Annotated in this window: 14 protein-coding genes; 9 read left to right on the top strand and 5 right to left on the bottom strand. The window is 71.2% G+C overall.

Annotation, left to right across the window (positions count from 1 at the left end; genetic code table 11):
- Window positions 1–52: 52 nt before the first annotated feature.
- Window positions 53–1,111, top strand: coding sequence for an SAM-dependent methyltransferase (locus GTY58_RS24485; RefSeq protein WP_010986103.1), 1,059 nt, complete (start codon window positions 53–55; stop codon window positions 1,109–1,111).
- On the opposite strand, the gene GTY58_RS24480 is transcribed toward GTY58_RS24485, so the two are convergent.
- Window positions 1,076–2,227, bottom strand: coding sequence for an NADH-quinone oxidoreductase subunit D (locus tag GTY58_RS24480; protein ID WP_010986102.1), 1,152 nt, complete (start codon window positions 2,225–2,227; stop codon window positions 1,076–1,078). The genes GTY58_RS24485 and GTY58_RS24480 overlap by 36 nt on opposite strands.
- Before the next feature lie 31 nt (window positions 2,228–2,258).
- On the opposite strand from GTY58_RS24480, the gene GTY58_RS24475 reads away from it, so the two are divergent.
- Together GTY58_RS24475 and GTY58_RS24470 are read left to right on the top strand one after the other, a co-directional pair.
- Window positions 2,259–2,780, top strand: a complete 522-nt coding sequence (locus GTY58_RS24475) for a PH domain-containing protein (RefSeq protein WP_010986101.1) — start codon at window positions 2,259–2,261, stop codon at window positions 2,778–2,780.
- 14 nt (window positions 2,781–2,794) lie between these two features.
- The gene (locus tag GTY58_RS24470) at window positions 2,795–4,168 is read left to right on the top strand and encodes a PH domain-containing protein (RefSeq protein ID WP_010986100.1); all 1,374 of its coding nucleotides are present in this window, start codon (window positions 2,795–2,797) and stop codon (window positions 4,166–4,168) included.
- 99 nt (window positions 4,169–4,267) lie between these two features.
- Here the strand turns inward: GTY58_RS24470 and GTY58_RS24465 are convergent, their stop codons facing one another.
- Both GTY58_RS24465 and GTY58_RS24460 read right to left on the bottom strand, forming a co-directional pair.
- Window positions 4,268–5,854 carry a hypothetical protein gene (locus tag GTY58_RS24465; RefSeq protein WP_107082979.1) on the bottom strand — a complete coding sequence of 529 codons (1,587 nt, stop codon included), beginning with the start codon at window positions 5,852–5,854 and terminating at the stop codon, window positions 4,268–4,270.
- A gap of 270 nt (window positions 5,855–6,124) precedes the next feature.
- Window positions 6,125–7,255: an alpha/beta hydrolase-fold protein gene (locus tag GTY58_RS24460; RefSeq protein WP_010986098.1), complete on the bottom strand. Its 1,131-nt coding sequence runs from the start codon at window positions 7,253–7,255 to the stop codon at window positions 6,125–6,127.
- Between the two features lie 229 nt (window positions 7,256–7,484).
- On the opposite strand from GTY58_RS24460, the gene GTY58_RS24455 reads away from it, so the two are divergent.
- The 6 genes from GTY58_RS24455 to GTY58_RS24430 all read left to right on the top strand — a co-directional run bounded on the left by GTY58_RS24455 (window position 7,485) and on the right by GTY58_RS24430 (window position 12,716).
- Complete coding sequence (locus GTY58_RS24455; RefSeq protein WP_010986097.1) at window positions 7,485–9,290, top strand: phosphatidylglycerol lysyltransferase domain-containing protein; 1,806 nt, start codon at window positions 7,485–7,487, stop codon at window positions 9,288–9,290.
- 207 nt (window positions 9,291–9,497) lie between these two features.
- Window positions 9,498–10,430 (top strand): dihydropteroate synthase, encoded by a 933-nt coding sequence (gene folP / locus GTY58_RS24450; RefSeq protein WP_010986096.1) that lies wholly within the window; start codon window positions 9,498–9,500, stop codon window positions 10,428–10,430.
- Entirely contained in the window at window positions 10,427–10,936 is a 510-nt protein-coding gene (locus GTY58_RS24445; protein WP_010986095.1) for a nuclear transport factor 2 family protein, read from the top strand. The genes folP and GTY58_RS24445 overlap by 4 nt, the downstream gene beginning before the upstream one ends.
- 270 nt (window positions 10,937–11,206) lie before the next feature.
- Window positions 11,207–11,566 (top strand): dihydroneopterin aldolase, encoded by a 360-nt coding sequence (gene folB, locus GTY58_RS24440; RefSeq protein WP_010986094.1) that lies wholly within the window; start codon window positions 11,207–11,209, stop codon window positions 11,564–11,566.
- A complete protein-coding gene (gene folK / locus GTY58_RS24435; RefSeq protein ID WP_010986093.1) occupies window positions 11,563–12,174 on the top strand; it encodes a 2-amino-4-hydroxy-6-hydroxymethyldihydropteridine diphosphokinase in 612 nt (203 codons plus the stop codon). The genes folB and folK overlap by 4 nt, the downstream gene beginning before the upstream one ends.
- 53 nt (window positions 12,175–12,227) lie before the next feature.
- Window positions 12,228–12,716, top strand: coding sequence for a DUF3180 domain-containing protein (locus GTY58_RS24430; RefSeq protein ID WP_010986092.1), 489 nt, complete (start codon window positions 12,228–12,230; stop codon window positions 12,714–12,716).
- A gap of 48 nt (window positions 12,717–12,764) precedes the next feature.
- Here the strand turns inward: GTY58_RS24430 and folE are convergent, their stop codons facing one another.
- Complete coding sequence (folE, locus tag GTY58_RS24425; RefSeq protein ID WP_010986091.1) at window positions 12,765–13,370, bottom strand: GTP cyclohydrolase I FolE; 606 nt, start codon at window positions 13,368–13,370, stop codon at window positions 12,765–12,767.
- Between the two features lie 142 nt (window positions 13,371–13,512).
- A complete protein-coding gene (ftsH, locus tag GTY58_RS24420; RefSeq protein WP_037649154.1) occupies window positions 13,513–15,540 on the bottom strand; it encodes an ATP-dependent zinc metalloprotease FtsH in 2,028 nt (675 codons plus the stop codon).
- Window positions 15,541–15,677: the final 137 nt, after the last annotated feature.

Below are 15,677 nucleotides of genomic sequence, written 5' to 3'. Positions count from 1 at the left end.
TCGTACTCCGCAAGGTGGAGGCCCGGTTTACCTGGGCGCTTAGCCTGGCCTGGTGACAGATGAGACGGACGGGGGCGGCCGCGTGCCGGGCGGCGAGTGGCGCGGGTGGCGGGAGGCAGCCCAGGAGGCGCTGTACGGCCCCGCCGGGTTCTATCGGCGGCCCGAGGGCCCCGCGGGCCATTTCCGCACCTCGGTGCACGCGTCCCCGCTCTTCGCCGGTGCCGTGGCCCGGCTGCTGCGCGACCTCGACGAAGCCCTGGGGCGCCCGTCCGAGCTGGCCTTCGTCGACATGGCGGCGGGCCGCGGCGAGCTGGTCACCGGTGTCCTCGCCGCCCTCCCCCCGGACATCGCCTCCCGCGCGCGTGGGTACGCCGTCGAGCTCGCCGGCCGCCCCGAAGATCTTGACCACCGGATCGAGTGGCTCGCCGAGCCGCCGGAGGGGATCACCGGCCTCCTGTTCGCCAACGAGTGGCTGGACAACGTGCCGGTGGAGGTGGCGGAGGTGGACTCCGCGGGCGTAGCCCGGCTGGTTCTCGTACGGGACGACGGGACCGAGCGCCACGGGGAGCCCGTCGCGGGGGCGGAGTCGCAGTGGCTGACGCGCTGGTGGCCCCCTGCCCCCGAGGAGGGCCTGCGGGCCGAGATCGGTCTCCCCAGGGACATCGCCTGGGCCTCGGCCGTCGGCACCGTCCACCGCGGTCTGGCGGTCGCCGTCGACTACGCCCACTTCGTGGACACGCGCCCGCCCTTCGGGACGCTGACCGGCTTCCGGGAGGGCCGGGAGACCCTCCCCGTACCGGACGGCTCGTGCGACCTCACCGCGCACGTCGCCCTGGACGCGTGCGCGCTGCCGGGGGCCCGGCTGCTGAGCCAGCGGGACGCCCTGCGCGCGCTGGGCGTGAGCGGGGAGCGCCCGCCGCTGTCCCTGGCGAGCACGGACCCTGCGGCGTACGTACGTGCCCTCGCGGGCGCCGGGGCGGCCGCCGAGCTGACCGCGCCCGGCGGCCTGGGCGACTTCGGCTGGCTGCTTCAGCCCGTTGGCATGTCGAACGGGCAGATGAGGCGGCTGAGGGGCCTACTTGTCGATGTCGCCGACCACGAAGAACAGTGAGCCCAGGATCGCCACCATGTCCGCGACCAGCGTGCCGGGCAGCAGTTCGGTCAGCGCCTGGATGTTGTTGAACGAGGCGGAGCGCAGCTTCAGCCGGTACGGCGTCTTCTCGCCCTTGCTGACCAGGTAGTAGCCGTTGATGCCCAGCGGGTTCTCGGTCCAGGCGTACGTGTGGCCCTCGGGTGCCTTGAGGACCTTCGGCAGGCGCTGGTTGATCGGTCCGGGCGGCAGCTCGGCCAGCCGGTCGAGGCAGGCGTCGGCCAGGTCGAGCGCGTTGTGCGTCTGCTCCAGCAGGCACTCGAAGCGGGCGAGACAGTCGCCCTCCTGCCGGGTGACGACCTTCAGGGTGTCCTGGAGTTCCCCGTAAGCGAGATACGGCTCGTCGCGGCGCAGGTCGAAGTCCACCCCGGAGCCGCGCGCGATCGGTCCGCTCACCCCGTACGCGTGGACGGCCTCCGGCGTGAGGACGCCCACGCCCCGCGTGCGACCGCGGAAGATCTCGTTGCCGAGCACCAGGTCGTCGTACACGTCCAGGCGCGAGCGCAGGGCGGCGACGCAGGCACGCGCACGCGTGGCCCATCCGGCCGGAAGGTCCTCCTTGAGGCCACCGACCCGGTTGAACATGTAGTGCATGCGGCCGCCGGAGATCTCCTCCATCACGTGCTGGAGCTCCTCGCGCTCCGTGAAGGCGTAGAAGATCGGGGTGATCCCGCCCAGCTCCAGGGGGTACGACCCCAGGAACATCAGGTGGTTCAGGACCCGGTTCAGCTCGGCGAGGAGCGTACGCGTCCACACCGCGCGCTCGGGCACCTCCATGCCGAGCATCCGCTCCACGGCGAGGACCACGCCCAGCTCGTTCGAGAAGGCGGACAGCCAGTCGTGGCGGTTGGCGAGCATGATGATCTGGCGGTAGTCGCGCGCTTCGAAGAGCTTCTCCGCGCCGCGGTGCATATAGCCGATGACCGGCTCCGCGTGCTGGATGCGCTCGCCGTCGAGCACGAGCCGCAGCCGCAGCACGCCGTGCGTGGACGGGTGCTGGGGCCCGATGTTGAGCACCATGTCGGTGCTCTCCGCGGCGCCGCCGATACCGACCATGGTCTCCGTCGTGGGAGTCATGGGAACAGTCTCTCGTACGTACGCTTGCGGCATGGAAACGGGGAGCGCCCAAAACGCGGGGAACACCGCGACCACCGGCGGATCGGGGCCCGAGCCGGTCTGGACCGGACTGCCGCCGGGCCTGCTGCGGATGCGACGGCTGTTGCTGGTGGTGTGGCTGGGGCTGCTGACCATCGGCGTCGGCCTGCTGCTGGGACTGCTCGCCGGACCCGGCTGGGCGGCCTTCGCGCTGCTGCCGCCGGTCCTGATGGCGTGGGGCTGGGTCATGCTCGGCCGTAACTGGCGCTCCTGGCGGTACGCCGAACGCGCGGACGACCTGCTGATCAGCCGGGGGGTGCTGTTCCGCGAGGAGACCGTGGTGCCGTACGGGCGCATGCAGCTCGTCGAGGTGACCTCCGGGCCCGTCGAACGGCACTTCGGGCTGGCGAGCGTGCAGCTGCACACGGCCGCCGCGGCGACGGACGCGCGCATCCCGGGGCTCGACCCGGCCGAGGCGGAGCGGCTGCGGGACCGGCTCACGGAGCTGGGCCAGGCCCGATCGGCGGGGCTGTGAGCGCGGAGAAGCCGATGGCCGTGAGTGCGGACGGGCCGCCGGCGGCGGCGGGCGGGGAGAAGCCGGCGGCGGGCGGGGAGAGGCCGCTGGACGAACGGCGGCTGCATCCCGTGACCCCGTTCCGGCGGGCGTGGGCGCCGGTCGCCGTGCTCGTCGGCTGGGCGGTGCACGACCCCAACGCGGCCCAGGAGCAGCTGACCAGACTCACCACGACCATGCTGCTCATCGGGCTTGCCGTACTCATACCCGCCGCCTCCCTCTACGGCTTCCTCACCTGGTGGTTCACCCACTTCGCGGTCACCGACTCCGAACTGCGCATCCGCACCGGCCTGTTGTTCCGCCGCACCGCGCACATCCGGCTGGACCGGCTCCAGGCCGTCGACGTCACCCAGCCGCTGCTGGCCCGGGTCGCCGGCGTCGCCAAGCTGAAACTCGACGTCGTCGGGACGGACAAGAAGGACGAACTGGCCTACCTGGGCGAGGGCGAGGCACGTGCCCTGCGCGCCGAACTGCTCGCCCGCGCGGCCGGTTTCGCACCGGAGACCGCGCACGAGGTGGGCGAGGCCCCGGTACGACAGCTGCTGCACGTGCCGCCGGGCAAGCTCGCCGTGTCCGTGCTGCTCACCGGCGCCACCTGGGGTTCGCTGCTCGCCGCCGTCGTCGTACCGCCGCTGCTGTGGTTCGGCACCCACAGCGTGTGGACGGTCCTGGCGACCGGGCTGCCGCTGCTCGGCGCGGCGGGCGCGAGCAGCGTGGGGCGCTTCCTCGGGGAGTACGACTGGACGGTGGGCGAATCGCCGGACGGGCTGCGCATCGACCACGGCCTCCTCGACCGTACGCACGAGACGGTGCCGCCGGGACGCGTACAGACCGTGCGGATCGTGGAGCCGCTGCTGTGGCGGCGGCGTGGGTGGGTGCGGGTGGAGCTGGACGTGGCGGGGTCGTCGAACTCCGTCCTCGTGCCCGTCGCTCCGCGCGAGGCGGCCGAGGCCGTGATCGCCCGGGTGCTGCCGGGGGTGACCGTGCCGCGCTCGCTGCCGCGCCCGCCGCGGCGGGCGGGGTGGTGCGTGCCGCTGTGGTGGCGGGGATACGGGCTCGCCGTCACGGACACGGTCTTCGCGGCCCGGCACGGCCTGCTGCGCCGCAGACTGGCGCTCGTCCCGCACGCGAAGGTGCAGAGCGTACGGCTGGAACAGGGGCCGTGGGCGCGCTTCAAGAAGGTCGCCGACGTGCATGTGGACACGGGGGCGAACAAGACGGTGACGGCGCGCCTGCGGGACGCCGGCGAGGCGGCGGCGCTGCTGCACGCGCAGGCGGACCGGTCCCGGACGGGGCGACGGGAGGCCCGACCGGACCGGTGGATGGCCAAGGGCGCCGAATCCGAGTGACTCGGGCGGGCCGATCCGGGTGACTCGGGCGGGCCGAATCCGAATGACTCGGGCGGGCGGCTGTGTGCCGCCCGCCCGTCAGCCCCTTGCCCTGCGGGCTCAGGAAACCGCGCTGCGCAGTTCCTTCACGTCGATGCGCAGTTCCTGTACGTCGATATGTTCCGTCTCGTCGTGGGCGGTCAGGTCGATGACCTGGCCGACACCCCGGGAGCCCTCGCCCGCCGGCTTGAAGCCGGACTCGGCCTCGGCCTTGTGGAGGGCGAGCGCCTCCTGGCCGACCACGTCCGCGAGGTCCTCGTTCTGCACGGCCTCCAGGGCCTGCGCGGACGTCCCCTTCTGCGTACCGAAGAAGTCGAAACCGCCCTCGACCGTGGGCCGCCGCCGGGGCGACGCCGGTACGACGGCCACCGCGGTCGGCACGGTGAAGTGCCCGGAGCGCCGGGCCGACGAGGCCGGCTCGGCGGGCTTCGCCGGGTGGGCCTCGGTGGATGCGGCGGCCACGGCGGAGTGCTCGGGCTCCTCGGGCGCGGGCACGGCGGATACGGGAACGGCGGGTGCGGGCACGGCGGCCGCGCGCTCATTCCCGTCGACCGCCTCGGGCTTCCCCTCCGCCTCGTCCTCCCGCACGGCCTCCTCGACGGAGCCGGCGTCCGGGGCCTCGCTCTTCGGGGTGCCGCCCTTGGGGGACTCGTCCTTGGGCGCGCTCTCCTGTACGGGGGCGTCCTGTACGGAGTCACCCTGTACGGAGTCGTCCTGTACCGAATCGGCCCCTACGGAGTCGTCGTCCCGTACGGAGGTGGCCTCCGGCGCGGAAGCCTCCGGCGCGGGCCCGGCGCTCGCCGGTGCCGTGTCGTCGGCCGCGGCCTTCTTGGCCGCCTCGGCCTTCGTGAGCGCGTCCAGCGCCGAGTTGGCCCGCAGGAAGAGCGGGGAGCCGGACGGGGAGAAGACCGCGGAAGCGGGCGACACGGACTCGTCGGTCTCCGCCTCGGCCGACTCGGCCGCCTCGACCTCCGCCGACTCGACCGGCTCGGTCGATTCCGGCTCGGCCACCGTCGCCGTCTCGGGCGTCCCCGCCGCTCCCGCGTCCGCCACTCCCGCGTCCGCTGAACCCGAATCCGCCGAGCCACCCGGCGTCTCCGTACGACCCTGCGTCTCCGAGCCGCCCGGCGTCTCCGAGCCGCCCGGCGTCTGCGGGCGGACCGGGGCCGCGGGCAGCGCCCGGGCCGGGGTCGTGGCCTCTATCTCGAGCAGGCGGCGGCCCTCCAGCGCTGTGGCCCGCTCCGTCTCCGCCGTGGCGTACCGCCGCAGCAGCGCCGCGTGTTCGTTGCGTAGGCCCGCCAGTTCCGCCCGCTTCGCGCGCAGCTTGTGCTCCAGCTTGACGCGCAGCTCGCGCGACTCCTCGAGGTCGGTCTCCAGTTTGGCGACCCGCTCCTCGTGACGCCACTCGTCGCTCGCACGCGCGCGCGTGAGGTCCGCGACGCGTTTGCCCGCCGCCGTGTCCCAGCGGCGCAGGACGACGGCGCCGACGATCGCGGTCACCGCGGCGCCCCCGGCCAGCCCGCGGAGCACCATCGGCTCCGTGAACAGCCAGGGCCCCAGAGCGCAGACGAGCGACACGCCCGCGATGACCGAAGGAGGCAACATCCTGTGCAGGGGCGGGGAATGGCGGTGACGTCCACGTGGCATGGCCAGAAACTTACCGCGCGTAGGCGAATCTTGGTGCCCCGCGCGGTAAAAACCCAGCCACCCCGAAACCTTCACCCCGCCACGGGAGCGCACAAAGGCCCCACCTTCTTGATCATTTCCTTCCGGCGGCGGTTCGGTGGCACTTCGACAGTGCTTCGGCAGTGGTTCGTCAGTGATCCGGCAGTGGTTCGGCGTTCTCTTACTCCGGGAACCGAACTCGTACTTCTCGGCGAATTCCGCCGCGCATTCACAGAGCCCGCCGGACGGCGTTCAGCGGTCGCTGAGCCGCCCGCTGATCCACTGGAGCGTCCCCGGGATCTCCCGCCGCCAGGTGTTGAAGTTGTGGCCGCCGCTGTCGAGGATGATCGACGAGACCCTCGTCAGACGCTTGGCCTTCACCTGCTCCATGAACTTGAGCGTGTTCTGGTAGTTGGCCTCGCCGATCCTGCTGCTGCTGACGAGCAGTGAAGTGTCCGGGGCCGGCATGTTCTTGAGATACCAGAACAGATCGGCCCGGTTCCGCAGCCCCTTGTCGCCGCGGAAGAGATCTCCGGTCGTGGGGTCGAGCGGCGCCTTGTAGTACGGCGAAAGGCCCGCCCCGGCGGCGTACACCTTCGGATGGTGCATGGCGAGCTTCAGGGCGCAGTAGCCGCCCGTCGAGTCGCCGACGATGCCCCAGCTGCCCGGCTTTCTGCCCACCCTGTAGTGGGCCAGTACGGCATCGGGAAGGTCTTTGGCGAAGAACGACTCCGTCTGCGGGCCGCCCGGGACGTCCACGCACTCCGTGTCGCGCGGCGGCGCCACCGTCGGCCGCAGCATCACCAGGATCATCGGCTGCACCTGGCCGTTCTTGGCCAGCTCATGGGCCGTCTGCGGATAGTGCAGCCCTTTGATGAGCGCCTCGGCGGTGCCCGGGTAGCCGGTGAGGACGACGGCCGCGGGGAAGGTGCGCGTGCGGTACTGCGGCTGGAAGTACTCGGGCGGCAGATACACGTACGCGCGCGTGGCGATGTGCGTCGTACGACCCACGATGCCGACCTTCTGGATCTGGCCGCCGAGCTGCGGCCGCCCGCCGCCCGTGACGTTCACCGGCTGGGTGCCGAGCATCTGGAGGGGGCCGCCGCCCGAACCGCCGCCGGCGTTGTGGTCGACGACCACGCCCTGACCGCTCTCCCGGCCGAACAGGTCCGCCCAGCTGGCGTAGAAGCCGAAGGCCTGGTTGGCGGCGACCCCGATCGACGCGAAGATCGCCACCTGGGTGGCGAGCAGCAGAGCGACCCGTCCGCCGACGGCCCGCCAGTTGCGCCGCGCCAGCCGTGGCCAGAGCCACACCGTGCCGATGAACAGCAGCACGGCGAAGAAGGCGGCCAGCACCAGCACCTTGTTGCTCGTCAGACCCATGGTCCCTTTCCCGCCTGCGCATTCCGTCCCGAGGCCGGCCTCCATACCTTCGCGCGGGCTTGCCCCGGACTTTCCTTCGCCTTTGAACCAGCTTTCCGTTGGGGAGTGAACCTCTCTCCCTGAGACACCGTCCTAGAGGGCGCAATGTCGCCGGATGCCGGAATTGGCACCGGGTTCAAGGTCTCTCGCGGAACTACGGGATGCGATGTCTGTCAGGATAGATGGGGAAATGTCGGACGAGGTTCCGGATCGATCGGGCGTGCTGCGGCGCATAGTCCGCGGTCCGCGCCCCGAGGCCGTCCCCGCCGTGGTCGCCAGTGCCTGCACACTCGTCGGAGTCCTGGACGTCGCCGCGGGTGTCTTCCCGCGCTTCCGGCACAGCCGTATGCACGCCATCGCCGAGGTACTGCCCGGCGCGCTGGGCCCGTTCGCGGCCGCCCTGGCCATCAGCACGGGCATGCTTCTGCTGCTCCTCGCGCACGGCCTGCGCCGGCGCAAACGCCGGGCGTGGCGCGCCGCCGTGGTGCTGCTGCCGGCCGGCGCCGTGGCGCAGTTCGCGTACCGTCACTCGCTCATCGGCGTGGTCATCTCGCTGGCGCTGCTCGCGCCGCTGCTGCGCCACCGAAGCGAATTCGAGGCCCTTCCCGACCCCCGCAGCCGCTGGCGTGCGCTGGCCAACTTCGTCCTCGTGGGCGCCGGTTCCCTGCTGCTCGGCCTGGTCATCGTCAGCGCCCACCCCAACCGGCTGGTCGGCGACCCGAGCCTGTCCGACCGCATCGAGCACGTCCTGTACGGGCTGTGCGGCTTCGAGGGCCCGGTCGACTACTCGGGCAACACGTCCTGGACGGTGGCCTTCTCGCTCGGCGCGCTCGGCCTGCTGACCGCCGTCACGACGATCTATCTCGCCTTCCGCCCCGAACACCCGGCCGCCCGCCTCACGGCGCAGGACGAGGAGGGGCTGCGGGCGCTCCTGGAGAAGCACGGCGGCCGCGATTCACTCGGCCACTTCGCGCTGCGCCGCGACAAGGCGGTCGTCTTCTCCCCCAGCGGCAAGGCGGCCGTCACGTACCGCGTCGTGTCGGGGGTGATGCTCGCGAGCGGCGACCCGATCGGTGACGTCGAGGCCTGGCCCGGCGCGATCGAGCGCTTCATGGACGAGGCCCAGGCCCACTCCTGGACGCCCGCCGTGATGGGCTGCTCCGAGACGGGCGGCGAGGTGTGGACCCGCGAGACCGGCCTCGACGCCCTCGAACTGGGTGACGAGGCGGTGGTGGACGTCGCGGATTTCTCCCTGGCCGGGCGCGCGATGCGGAATGTGCGCCAGATGGTGAAGCGCATCGAGCGGGCCGGTTACGAGACCCGGGTACGGCGTATTCGTGACCTCAGCGAGGGCGAGCTGGAGCGCATTCGGCGCGCTGCCGAGGACTGGCGCGGCACCGACACCGAACGCGGCTTCTCCATGGCGCTCGGCCGCATCGGCGACCCGGCCGACGGCGACTGTCTGATCGCGACCGCCCACAAGGCGGACGCGGATCCCGGTCCGTACGGCGATCTGAAGGCCGTACTCCACTTCGTCCCGTGGGGCACCGACGGCGTGTCGCTCGACCTCATGCGCCGGGACCGCTCGGCGGACCCCGGCATGAACGAACTGCTGATCGTGGCGGCGCTCCAGGCCGCTCCGAAGCTCGGCATCGTGCGCGTCTCGCTGAACTTCGCGATGTTCCGGGCGGCACTGGCACGCGGCGAGAAGATCGGCGCGGGCCCCGTGCTGAGGGCGTGGCGGGGACTGCTGGTGTTCCTCTCGCGCTGGTTCCAGATCGAGTCCCTCTACAAGTTCAACGCGAAGTTCCGTCCGCGTTGGGAGCCGCGCTTCGTGGTCTACGCGTCGTCGCGCGACCTTCCGCGCATCGGCCTCGCGGCGATGCAGGCGGAGGGCTTCGTGAACCTGGCCCTGCCGCGCCTGCTGCGCCGCCGGAAGGCGATCCCCACCCCGTGCGCCCACAGGGTGGCGGAGAGGGGCGTTCGGGCCGCGTAGGCGACCTGGAACGCCGCCCGCCGGACGGGCAGGCGCGAGACAGAGGCACGGGACGGGCAGGGCGGTGGGAAACCGGCAGGGCGGTGGGAAACAGGCCGCGAGGCGGCCGGCGAGCCCCCGCCACGGGCAGCCCCCACCCGCCCGGCGGCAACGCCTCCCCCCTCCCGAGGCGATTCGGCCGACCACCGGGAGGCCTAGGCTGGACGCATGAGCAAGAAGAGCGGGCGCGGCCGAGTGGCGGGACTGCCTACATGGGACCGCTGCGCGGTCATGGGGGTCGTCAACGTGACGCCTGATTCCTTCTCCGACGGCGGCCGCTGGTTCGACACCACGACCGCCGTCAAGCACGGACTCGACCTGGTCACCGAGGGCGCGGACCTCGTCGACGTCGGCGGCGAGTCCACCCGCCCCGGCGCCACCCGCGTCGACGAGGCCGAGGAACTCAAGCGCGTCATCCCGGTCGTCCGCGGTCTCGCCTCCGAAGGCGTCACGATCTCCGTGGACACCATGCGCGCCTCCGTCGCCGAGCAGGCCCTCGCGGCCGGCGCGGCCCTCGTCAACGACGTCAGCGGCGGCCTCGCCGACCCGGAGATGATCCCGGTCGTCGCGGCCGCGGGCGCCCCCTTCGTGGTGATGCACTGGCGCGGCTTCCTGGCCGGCGGCACCATACGAGGGACGTACGACGACATCGTCTCCGAAGTGGTCGACGAACTGCACGCACGCGTGGAGGCCGTTCTGGAAGGCGGCATCGCGCCCGACCGGATCGTCGTCGACCCGGGCCTCGGCTTCTCCAAGGAGGCCGACCACGACCTGACGCTGCTGGCCCACCTCGACCGGCTGCGCGACCTGGGCCACCCGCTGCTGGTCGCCGCGTCCCGGAAGCGGTTCCTGGGCCGCGTACTGGCAGGCCCCGAGGGCGCCCCGCCGCCCGCCCGGGAGCGCGACGCGGCCACCGCCGCGGTCTCCGCGCTCGCCGCCCACCAGGGCGCGTGGGCGGTCCGCGTGCACGAGGTACGGGCCACGGCGGACGCCGTACGCGTCGCCCGCGCCGTGGAAGGCGCCCGCTCCGAGCGCAGCGCGCAGGCAGCCCCCGCGGCGGCCGCCCCGGACACCGCCCAGGCCGCAGAGGGAGCCCGGTGAGCACCCCCACCCCCGACACCGATGTCGAACAGGTAGGACTCGCCAACACCGCCTTCTACGAGGCGATGGAACGCGGCGACTTCGAGACACTGTCCTCACTCTGGCTGACCCCCGCCGACCTCGGCGTCGACGAGGAGTACCACGACCCGGCGGACGCCGGCGTGGTCTCCTGCGTGCACCCCGGCTGGCCGGTGCTGAGCGGCCGCGGCGAGGTCCTCAGGTCGTACGCGCTGATCATGGCGAACACCGAGTACATCCAGTTCTTCCTCACCGACGTGCATGTCTCCGTCACCGGTGACACCGCCCTGGTGACCTGCACCGAGAACATCCTCAGCGGCGGCCCGCCCCCCGACGACAGCGACGAGCTCGGGCCGCTCGTCGGCCAGCTGGTCGTCGCCACGAACGTGTTCCGCCGCACCCCCGACGGCTGGAAGCTCTGGTCGCACCACGCGTCCCCCGTGCTGGCCGAAACCGGTGCGGAAGAGGGCGACGAGTCTCCCGACTGAGGACGATCTTCGCCCGAGGCGATCCCCCGCCCGAGCGGGCGGGCGCGGCGTAGTGGTTGGAATCACCTACCCCTGGGTAGGGACGGCTACCAACCCGTGAGCCGCCGTGCGCCCCAGGGGAAACGCCCGATGAACCCTCCTGGCCTTCACACGGGCGCGCGCCCCCAAGAGCGAGTGCTGTCAGTGCCCGCAGGTAGATTCGTTTGAGGCTGGTGCGCCGACCGCACTCGGTGGATGCCGGCCGTCCCGACGATTGCAGGAGTGATTCGCGTGGATCGTGTCGCGCTGCGCGGCCTGAAGGCCCGCGGGCACCACGGGGTGTTCCCCAAGGAGCGCGAAGAGGGCCAGACCTTCATCGTGGACCTCGTCCTCGGGCTGGACACCCGGCCCGCCGCGGCCGACGACGACCTGTCGAAGACCGTGCACTACGGCATCGTGGCGGAGGAGGTCGTGGCCGTCGTCGAGGGCGATCCCGTCGACCTCATCGAGACGCTCGCCGAGCGCATCGCGTTCTCCTGCCTCAAACACGCACCGGTCCTGGAGGTCGAGGTGTGCGTCCACAAACCGGACGCACCGATCACGGTCCCCTTCGACGACGTGACCGTCACCATCACCAGGAGCCGAGTATGACCGCGTTCTACACCGAGGGTCAGAGCGACCCGACCGTTCAGCCGGTGCCCGCCTCCGTGGTGGAGCGGGTGGACGCCGCCGACACGACCCTCTCCAACCCCAAGCGCGCGGTGATCTCCCTGGGCTCGAACCTGGGCAACCGCCTGGAGACGCTCCAGGGCGCGATCGACGCCCTGGAGGACACGCCCGGCGTCCGCGTCAAGGCGGTCTCTCCTGTCTACGAGACGGAGCCGTGGGGCGTGGAGCCCGGCAGCCAGCCCGCGTACTTCAACGCGGTGGTGCTCCTGAAGACGACCCTGCCCCCGTCGTCCCTCCTGGAGCGGGCCCACGCCGTCGAGGAGGCGTTCCACCGCGTCCGGGACGAGCACTGGGGCCCGCGCACGATCGACGTGGACATCGTCGCGTACGCCGACGTGGTCTCCGACGATCCGGTGCTCACGCTTCCCCACCCCCGCGCCCACCAGCGGGCGTTCGTCCTGGCCCCCTGGTACGACGTGGACCCGGAGGCCCAGCTCCCCGGCCGCGGCCCCGTGGAGCAGCTGCTGGCGGCCGTCACGCGCGACGGCATCGTGCCGCGCGCCGACCTGGAACTCCGGCTGCCCGAGTAGTCGTTAAGGTCTAGACGCGAGACGCCGAGAGGCCGGCTTACCGAAGGGGCAAAGTGAAAGAGCTGCGCATCAGGACGCTGGCCGCGGTGTTCGTCGTGGCAGGAGTACTGTCCTGGGCCGGAGCCCGCTTGTGGAACTCGGTGGGCACACTGCCCCGCGTCCCGCTGGCCGCCCCCATCGTCCTGGCTCTGATCGCGGTCGTCCTTTTGGCCACGGCACTCTCGCTGCGCGCCCGCCTCAAGGCCCAGCGGGAGCGCCGCCCCGGCGCCAAGGGCGTCGACCCCCTGATGGCGGCCCGCGCGGTGGTCTTCGGCCAGGCGAGCGCGCTGGTGGCGGCCCTGGTCGCCGGTATGTACGGCGGCACCGGCGCCTTCCTCCTGGAATCCCTCGACATCCCCGCCCGCCGCGACCAGGCCATCTACGCCGGCTTCTCGGTCCTCGCCGGCGTCGGCGTCATAGCGGCGGCGTTCTTCCTGGAGCGCGTGTGCAAACTCCCGGAGGACGACGACACCAACGGCGGCGGGACGGCTCCGGCGGCGTAACGGGCGCCAGGCGTACGCCCTCCAGCGGGCGGCGTACGACGTGCGGCGTCAGCGCGCCATGATCAGGCTCATGGCCTCGTTGCGCGTGGCCGGGTCCCTCAGCTGACCGCGCACCGCCGACGTGATGGTCTTCGCCCCGGGTTTGCGCACCCCGCGCATCGACATGCACATGTGCTCGCACTCGACGACGACGATCACACCGCGCGGCTCCAGGATCTCCATGAGGGAATCGGCGACCTGCGTGGTGAGCCGCTCCTGCACCTGGGGCCGGCGGGCATAGACGTCCACGAGCCGCGCCAGCTTCGAGAGACCCGTGATCTTTCCGTCGGTGGACGGGATGTACCCGACATGGGCCACACCGACGAACGGCACCAGGTGATGTTCACAGCTGCTCAGGACTTCGATGTCCTTCACCAGGACCATCTCGTCGTGTCCGATGTCGAACGTGGTCGTCAGCACGTCCTCGGGCTTCTGCCACAGCCCCGCGAATATCTCCCGGTATGCCCGGGCCACCCGCCCCGGAGTCTCCCTGAGACCCTCACGGTCCGGGTCCTCACCGACCGCGATCAGCAGCTCCCGCACGGCGTTCTCGGCACGCTTCTCGTCGAATTCGCCGATGGTGCCCTCACCGTCCAGCGTCACCGGGTCGGTCATCTGGTGCCTCGTTCCTGAACCTGCGACGCGCACGGATCACGCGCCTGATGTACGAGCATACGAACATGCCGCGCCCCCCAGGCTAGAACCTGGGGGGCGCGGCATTCATTCCGGGCCTGATGAGGGCGGCCGCCGAGGGGTGTCAGCCCTCGGTGCGGTCCTCCGGAGCCGACTCCGCGGCCGGCACCGACTCCGTCGCGTTGGCGATCGCCGGCGACGCGCCGTTCGCCCCGTTCGTCAGTGACAGCTCCTTGGGGGAGAGCACCGGCGGGCGGGTGGACGGGGTGCGCCGGGAGGAGCCGGTCCACGCGGGGCGGGCCGGGCGCTTGACGATGGGAGCGAAGACCTCGGCGATCTGCTCCTTGCTCAGCGTCTCCTTCTCCAGCAGCTGGAGCACCAGGGCGTCGAGGACGTCGCGGTTCTCGACCAGGATTTCCCAGGCCTCGTTGTGCGCGTTCTCGATGAGCTTCTTGACCTCTTCGTCGACGAGCGCGGCGACCTCTTCCGAGTAGTCGCGCGGATGCGACATCTCCCGGCCCAGGAAGGGCTCGGTGTTGTCGCCGCCGAACTTGATCGCGCCGAGACGCTCGGTCATGCCGTACTGCGTGACCATCGCGCGGGCCGTGGCGGTGGCCTTCTCGATGTCGTTCGCAGCGCCCGTCGTCGGGTCGTGGAAGACGAGCTCCTCGGCCGCGCGCCCGCCCAGCATGTACGCCAGCTGGTCGAGCATCTCGTTGCGGGTCGTGGAGTACTTGTCCTCGTCCGGCAGGACCATCGTGTAGCCGAGGGCACGGCCGCGCGACAGGATCGTGATCTTGTGGACCGGGTCGGAGTTCGGAGACGCCGCCGCGACCAGGGCGTGGCCGCCCTCGTGGTACGCGGTGATCTTCTTCTCCTTGTCCGACATGATCCGGGTCCGCTTCTGCGGGCCCGCGACCACGCGGTCGATCGCCTCGTCCAGCATGGAGTTGTCGACCAGCTTCTTGTCGCTGCGGGCCGTGAGGAGCGCGGCCTCGTTCAGCACGTTGGCGAGGTCGGCACCCGTGAAGCCGGGGGTGCGGCGGGCGACGGCCGACAGGTCGACGTCCGGGGCGACCGGCTTGCCCTTCTGGTGAACCTTGAGGATCTCCAGACGGCCCTGCATGTCCGGGCGGTCGACCGCGATCTGGCGGTCGAAGCGGCCGGGGCGCAGGAGAGCCGGGTCGAGGATGTCGGGCCGGTTCGTGGCGGCGATCAGGATGACGCCGCCCTTCACGTCGAAGCCGTCCATCTCGACGAGCAGCTGGTTCAGCGTCTGCTCGCGCTCGTCGTGACCGCCGCCGAGGCCGGCGCCGCGGTGGCGGCCGACCGCGTCGATCTCGTCGACGAAGACGATCGCCGGGGCGTTCGCCTTGGCCTGCTCGAAGAGGTCACGGACTCGGGAGGCACCGACACCGACGAACATCTCGACGAAGTCGGAACCGGAGATCGAGTAGAAGGGGACCCCGGCCTCGCCCGCGACGGCACGCGCCAGCAGCGTCTTGCCGGTACCGGGAGGCCCGTACAGGAGCACGCCCTTGGGGATCTTCGCCCCGACGGCCTGGAACTTCGCCGGCTCCTGGAGGAACTCCTTGATCTCGTGGAGCTCCTCGACCGCCTCGTCCGAACCCGCGACGTCCGAGAACGTCGTCTTGGGGGTGTCCTTGGTGATGAGCTTCGCCTTGGACTTCCCGAAGTTCATGACCCGGGAGCCGCCGCCCTGCATCTGGTTCATCAGGAACAGGAAGACGACGACGATCAGGACGAAGGGGAGCAGAGAGAGCAGGATGCCCACGAACGGGTTCTGCTTGGACGGCGAGACCGTATAGCCGTCCGGGATCTGCTTGTTCTGGTACTTGTCCTGGAGCGTGCCCGCGAGGGTCACGCCCTGGTCGCCGATGTAACTCGCCTGGATCTTCGAGCTGCCGTCGACCTTCTGGCCGTCCTTCAGCTCGACCTTGATGACCTGCTCGTCACCGGTGGTGATTTTGGCCTGCTGGACCTTGTTCTCATTGATCGCCTGGACGACCTGGCCGGTGTCCACTGTCTTGTAGCCGCCGGACGAGCCGACGACCTGCATCAACACGACCACGGCAAGGACGGCCAGCACGATCCACATGACCGGCCCACGGAAGTATCGCTTCACGTCCATCCATACGGAGCGGTGCCGCCCCGTCCCTCCTGCCATAGTGAGTTTGATAAAGACTTAGAAAGACTGTTCTTCGGACGGTACCCCAGCATTGTCACCCGACGCCGCAGGGGACTGCCGACAATCCAGTCCTCGCATGC

It is taken from the genome of Streptomyces sp. SID5469, from assembly GCF_009862865.1.
Lineage (GTDB): Bacteria > Actinomycetota > Actinomycetes > Streptomycetales > Streptomycetaceae > Streptomyces > Streptomyces avermitilis.
This window is presented reverse-complemented; position numbering and strand designations above follow the sequence as displayed.

What these genes read in the sequence shown, in the direction of transcription:
- GTY58_RS24455 (WP_010986097.1), top strand. Translation starts at nt 7,485, where the DNA reads ATGTCGGACGAGGTTCCGGATCGATCGGGCGTGCTGCGGCGCATAGTC.
- GTY58_RS24480 (WP_010986102.1), bottom strand. Translation starts at nt 2,227, where the DNA reads ATGACTCCCACGACGGAGACCATGGTCGGTATCGGCGGCGCCGCGGAG.
- GTY58_RS24475 (WP_010986101.1), top strand. Translation starts at nt 2,259, where the DNA reads ATGGAAACGGGGAGCGCCCAAAACGCGGGGAACACCGCGACCACCGGC.
- folE (WP_010986091.1), bottom strand. Translation starts at nt 13,370, where the DNA reads ATGACCGACCCGGTGACGCTGGACGGTGAGGGCACCATCGGCGAATTC.
- ftsH (WP_037649154.1), bottom strand. Translation starts at nt 15,540, where the DNA reads ATGGACGTGAAGCGATACTTCCGTGGGCCGGTCATGTGGATCGTGCTG.
- folK (WP_010986093.1), top strand. Translation starts at nt 11,563, where the DNA reads ATGACCGCGTTCTACACCGAGGGTCAGAGCGACCCGACCGTTCAGCCG.
- folP (WP_010986096.1), top strand. Translation starts at nt 9,498, where the DNA reads ATGAGCAAGAAGAGCGGGCGCGGCCGAGTGGCGGGACTGCCTACATGG.
- GTY58_RS24460 (WP_010986098.1), bottom strand. Translation starts at nt 7,255, where the DNA reads ATGGGTCTGACGAGCAACAAGGTGCTGGTGCTGGCCGCCTTCTTCGCC.
- GTY58_RS24465 (WP_107082979.1), bottom strand. Translation starts at nt 5,854, where the DNA reads ATGCCACGTGGACGTCACCGCCATTCCCCGCCCCTGCACAGGATGTTG.
- GTY58_RS24470 (WP_010986100.1), top strand. Translation starts at nt 2,795, where the DNA reads ATGGCCGTGAGTGCGGACGGGCCGCCGGCGGCGGCGGGCGGGGAGAAG.